Origin of the sequence: Stenotrophomonas sp. 2YAF22, from assembly GCF_052114665.1 — a bacterium.
Taxonomy (GTDB): Bacteria; Pseudomonadota; Gammaproteobacteria; order Xanthomonadales; family Xanthomonadaceae; genus Stenotrophomonas; species Stenotrophomonas indicatrix.
In genome coordinates, this window is record NZ_JBFRFE010000299.1 from 1 (window position 1) to 5,057 (window position 5,057).

Here is a 5,057-nt window from a genome sequence, read left to right on the forward strand (position 1 = left end):
ATGAAGACCCGCGCGGTGCGCGATGGCAGCGACTGGCGCATCAACGGCAGCAAGATGTGGATCACCAGCGGGCCGGTGGCCGACCTGGCCATCGTCTGGGCACAGACCGAAGACGGCATCCAGGGCTTCGTGCTGGAGAAGGGCATGCCCGGCTTCACCACCCAGGAAATCAAGCACAAGATGAGCCTGCGCGCGTCGCTGACCGGCGCGCTGTTCTTCGACGACGTGCGCGTGCCCGACAGCCACCGCCTGTCGAACGTGAAGGGGCTGAAGGGGCCGCTGGGCTGCCTGACCCAGGCGCGTTTCGGCATCAGCTGGGGCCCGATCGGCTCGGCCATCGCCTGCCTGGACGAAGCGCTGGGCTATGCCAAGGAGCGCGTCCTGTTCGGCCGTCCGTTGGCCGCCACGCAGAGCGCGCAGATCAAGCTGGCCGACATGGCCAGGCGCATCACCATGGCGCAGCTGCTGGCGTTGCAGCTGGGCCGCCTGAAGGAAGCCGGGCAGGTGCAACCGCAGCAGGTCAGCCTGGCCAAGTGGAACAACTGCCGCATGGCGATCGACATCGCCCGCGAATGCCGCGACCTGCTGGGCGGCGCCGGCATCACCACCGAGCACGTGGCGATCCGCCATGCGCTGAACCTGGAATCGGTGATCACCTATGAAGGCACCGAGACCGTGCACCAGCTGGTGATCGGCCGCGAGCTGACCGGCATCAACGCGTTCTGAGCGGGGTGGGGAACAGCCATCCACGCATGGCGTGGATCTACCCGCGGCTGTTGGGTCCGCCTTGAAGCGGGCCGAGGAGCGCAGGGTACCGGTGCGCAGCACCGGCTCGCGGATGGCGGCGCGTTTCTTTGGTTACTTTCTTGATGGCGCACATTCATGTGCGCCACCCTACGGGCCGGCTACGCCGTTCCGCGCTGCTCCTGCAGCGCGGTGCGCGAGCAAAGAAAGTGACAAACGCGAACTACGCCCCGCCAGCAAACCCATGCTGGCGCCACGCCTCGTACATCACCACCGCRACGGTGTTGGACAGGTTGAGGCTGCGGTTGTCCGGCCGCATCGGCAGGCGCAGCCGGCGACCATCGGGCAGGGCATCAAGCACGTCCTGCGGCAGGCCACGACTTTCCGGGCCGAACAGGAAGGCATCACCGTCTTCGAACGCCACGCTGTCATAGCGGACGCTGGCACGCGTACTCAGGGCGAACAACCGCTTCGGTGCGATCCGCGCCAGCGCAGTGTCCAGGTCCGGATGCACCTGCAGGCGCGAGTACTCGTGGTAGTCCAGGCCGGCGCGCTTGAGCTGCTTGTCTTCCAGTGCGAAGCCGAGCGGCTCGACCAGGTGCAGCTGCGCGCCGGTGTTGGCGCAGAGCCGGATCACATTGCCAGTGTTGGGCGGGATTTCCGGTTGGAACAGGATCACGTGGAACTGGGGCGCGGCATTCATCGGCGCAGTGTACCTGCGACGGCGGCCGCCTTTACGACGCACGCCCCGCGCGGGGCAGGGCGGACGTCGCTTACGGGCGCAGCAGGACCTGGGCGGTTTCGGCAGCGAAGGCCTGCAGCTGGGCGGCGCTCGGACGCACCTGCAGGGCCGGCAGGTTGACGATCACCTGGTTGGCGACGCTGGTGGCGGCCGCTGCCAGGGTGGCGGCGTAGCGCTGGGCTTCCTGCTCGGCAGCCAGGGCGACACGCTGCTCCAGGCTCGGGCGCACTTCAACCGAGGCCAGGGTGGTGATCGGCAGTGCGGCGGCGACCGGGCTGGCGATGAAGCCGCCGCGCTCGGCCAGCTGGTCGACACTCGGACGCACTTCGACAGTGGCCAGGGTCGGGATGCCGCTGGCCTGTTCCCAGGCCTGCTGGACCAGCTGGTCGGCGGCCGGGCGGACCTGCACGGTGGACAGGGTCTTGATGGATTCGGAGGCCTGCACCGACGAAACAACCGCGGTGCCGGCGATCAGGGCGATGGCGATGGCAATGGTCTTGGCGTTCATGACGGGGCCTGTTTAGTGTTGGTGAGCAGTGGTGTGGTAGTAAGGTAGAACACCAGTTCTGGGGATGCAAGCGGAATTTTCGATTTCCTGCTTGTGTTCAGTCTTCAGTCAGCTTTCGTCTGAAGCCCTTCCTGGCGCAGGAAGTACAAAGCAATCCCCGTGCCAACTTTTAGTCGTTGATTCATAAGGGTTTTATGGATCGCCGAAAGTGTCCGCAGGGCGGACACCTGTCCATTCCGGGGCTGCGGACACTGTCCGGACGTGAATCACCGCCGTTCGTGACCCGGGAACGGCCAATCACGAAGGCCGATAGGCCGATCACCCCCAGTGACTGGTGGCCGATACCGGTGGCCGCACGCCCGCGCTAGGATCGGGATTCACCTATGTGACCAAGGACCCGGATATGTCGCTCACCCTGCGCCCGCGCGCCGCGCTGCTCGCTGTTGCTCTCAGTACTGCTCTCGGCACGCTTGCGCCGACCTACGCGCTGGCGGCCAAGCCGGCCGCGACCAGCAAGGTCGATATCCCGTTCGAGCAGTTCACCCTGCCCAACGGCCTGCGGGTGGTGGTGCATACCGATCGCAAGGCACCGATCGTTGCGGTCAACATCTGGTACCACGTCGGCAGCAAGGACGAGCCCGCCGGCCGTACCGGCTTCGCGCATCTGTTTGAACACCTGATGTTCCAGAGCAGCGAGAACCACGACGGCGAGTACTTCGAGCCCTTCAAGCAGGTGGGCGCCACCGGCCAGAACGGCACCACCAATACCGACCGCACCAACTATTTCGAGAACGTGCCGACCACCGCGCTGGACATGGCGCTGTGGATGGAATCGGACCGCATGGGCCATCTGGTTGGCGCGATCGACCAGGCTGCGCTCGACGAACAGCGTGGCGTGGTGCAGAACGAGAAGCGCCAGGGCGAGAACCAGCCCTATGGCCAGGTGTGGGAACAGCTCAACCGCGCGCTGTATCCGGTGGGCCACCCGTACCACCACAGCGTGATCGGCTCGATGAACGATCTCAACGCCGCTTCGCTGGACGACGTCAAGACCTGGTTCCGCACCTGGTACGGGCCGAACAACGCGGTGCTGGTGCTGGCCGGTGACATCGACCTGGCCACGGCCAAGGAAAAGGCCGCCAAGTACTTCGGCAGCATCCCGGCCGGCCCGACCATGGCGCAGCCGAAGGTGGACGTTGCCAAGCGCCCGGCCGACACCCGCGAGGTGATGACCGACAAGGTGCCGCAGGCGCGCATCTACCGCGCCTGGAACGTGGCGCAGGTCGGCACCACCGACGTCGACCAGCTGCAGCTGCTGGCCTATGTGCTCGGCGGCGCCAAGTCTTCGCGCCTGAGCCAGCGCCTGCAGCACCAGGACAAGCTGGTCGACAACATCAGCGCTGGCGCCTACGCCTCGCAGCTGGGTTCCAACTTCATGGTGATGGCCACGGTGAAGCAGGGCCAGGACCCGGCCAAGGTCGAAAAGATCATCGATGAGGAAATCGAGCGCCTGCTCAAGGAGGGCCCGACCGCCGAAGAACTGGCACGTGCCAAGACCGGCTCCCGGGCAGGTTTCATCCGCGGCATCGAGCGCATCGGCGGCTTCGGCGGCAAGGCAGACGCGCTGGCCGAATGCACGGTCTACACCGGCGACCCGGGCTGCTTCCGCACCTCGCTGGCCAACATCGACAAGGCCACCGCTGCCGACCTCAAGCGCCTGGGCGCGCAGTGGCTGGACAAGGGCAGCCACACCTTGGTGGTCGAGCCGGGTGAACGCGTTGCGCTGAAGGAAGATCCTTCGCAGGCGCCGAAGCCGTTCAACGTGCCGGCCGTGGACAGCAAGTACAGCACCCTGCCCGAGCAGGTGGACCGCAAGGCCGGCGTGCCTCAGACCCGCGAGTTCCCGCAGTTGAAGTTCCCGGCCCTGCAGCGCGCCACGCTGAAGAACGGCACCCAGGTGGTGCTGGCCGAGCGCCATGAAATTCCGGTGGTGCAGTTCAGCTACCAGTTCCCGGGCGGTTTCACCGCTGACCAGGGCCGCAAGCCGGGCACCGCCAACTTCACCATGAGCCTGATGACCGAAGGCGCCGGCAAGCTGGGGTCGCTGGCCTTCGCCGATGCAGCCGATGCGCTGGGTGCGGACCTTGATGCGTCCGCCGGCCTGGATTCGGTGGATGTGGAACTGTCCGCGCTGAAGGAGAACCTGGTGCCGTCGTTGGCGCTGTATGCCAGCCTGCTGCGCGAGCCGCGCTTCGAGCAGAGCGAGATCGAGCGGGTCAAGGCGACCTGGATCGCCGGCATCCAGCAGGAGAAGGTCAATCCGGGTGCGGTGGCGATGCGCGTGCTGCCGCCGCTGCTGTACGGGAAGGGCCATCCGTACGCGATCCCGTTCACCGGCAGCGGTGACGAAGCGGCGATCAGCAGCCTGGGCCGCGAGGACCTGGTCGACTTCCACCGCGACTGGCTGCGTCCGCAGGACGGCACCCTGATCGTGGTTGGCGATACCACCCTGGCCGAGATCGTGCCGCTGCTGGACAAGCAGCTGGGCGACTGGAAGGCCACCGGTGATGCGCCGACGATCAAGGCCACCACCGCCGTGGCGCTGCCGAAGAGCCCGCGCGTGTTCCTGATCGACCAGCCGGGCGCGGTGCAGGCCAACCTGTTCGCCGGCCAGGTCGTGCCGCCGTCCAGCGACGCCAGCTCGACCCGCTTCGACATCGCCAACGGCGTGATCGGTGGTGACTTCACTTCGCGCCTGAACATGAACCTGCGCGAGGACAAGCACTGGTCCTACGGCGCCCGCACCAGCGCCAGCAACACCGTGGGCCAGCGCCCGTGGATGGCGATGGCACCGGTGCAGATCGACAAGACCGGCCCGGCCATGGCGGAAATGCGCAAGGAGATCGCCGAGTTCGCCAACGGCAGCAAGCCGGCGACCGACGCGGAAGTGGCGCGCATCCGCAACATCCAGACGCTGAGCCTGCCCGGCGCCTACGAGACAGCCAGCGCGGTGGCCGCGACCATCGGCACGATCGTGCAGTTCAAGCGTCCGGACGACTACGT

4 protein-coding genes are annotated in these 5,057 nt (G+C 66.7%); 2 read left to right on the forward strand and 2 right to left on the reverse strand.

Annotated features, from left to right (window positions below; translation table 11 throughout):
- Positions 1-726: acyl-CoA dehydrogenase family protein (locus tag AB4Y84_RS12795; protein ID WP_442250228.1), on the forward strand; the 726-nt coding region annotated here is incomplete at its 5' end.
- Positions 727-967: 241 nt separating this feature from the next.
- Here the strand turns inward: AB4Y84_RS12795 and AB4Y84_RS12800 are convergent.
- Together AB4Y84_RS12800 and AB4Y84_RS12805 are read right to left on the reverse strand one after the other, a co-directional pair.
- Complete coding sequence (locus AB4Y84_RS12800) at positions 968-1,447, reverse strand: tRNA (cytidine(34)-2'-O)-methyltransferase (protein WP_005407625.1); 480 nt, start codon at positions 1,445-1,447, stop codon at positions 968-970.
- Positions 1,448-1,517: 70 nt separating this feature from the next.
- On the reverse strand, positions 1,518-1,994 hold the full coding sequence (locus AB4Y84_RS12805; protein ID WP_313251988.1) for a hypothetical protein: 477 nt from the start codon (positions 1,992-1,994) through the stop codon (positions 1,518-1,520).
- Positions 1,995-2,397: 403 nt separating this feature from the next.
- Between AB4Y84_RS12805 and AB4Y84_RS12810 the strand changes: the two genes are divergently transcribed.
- Positions 2,398-5,057 (forward strand): M16 family metallopeptidase (locus AB4Y84_RS12810; protein WP_442250229.1); only part of this gene is annotated, 2,660 nt, incomplete at its 3' end.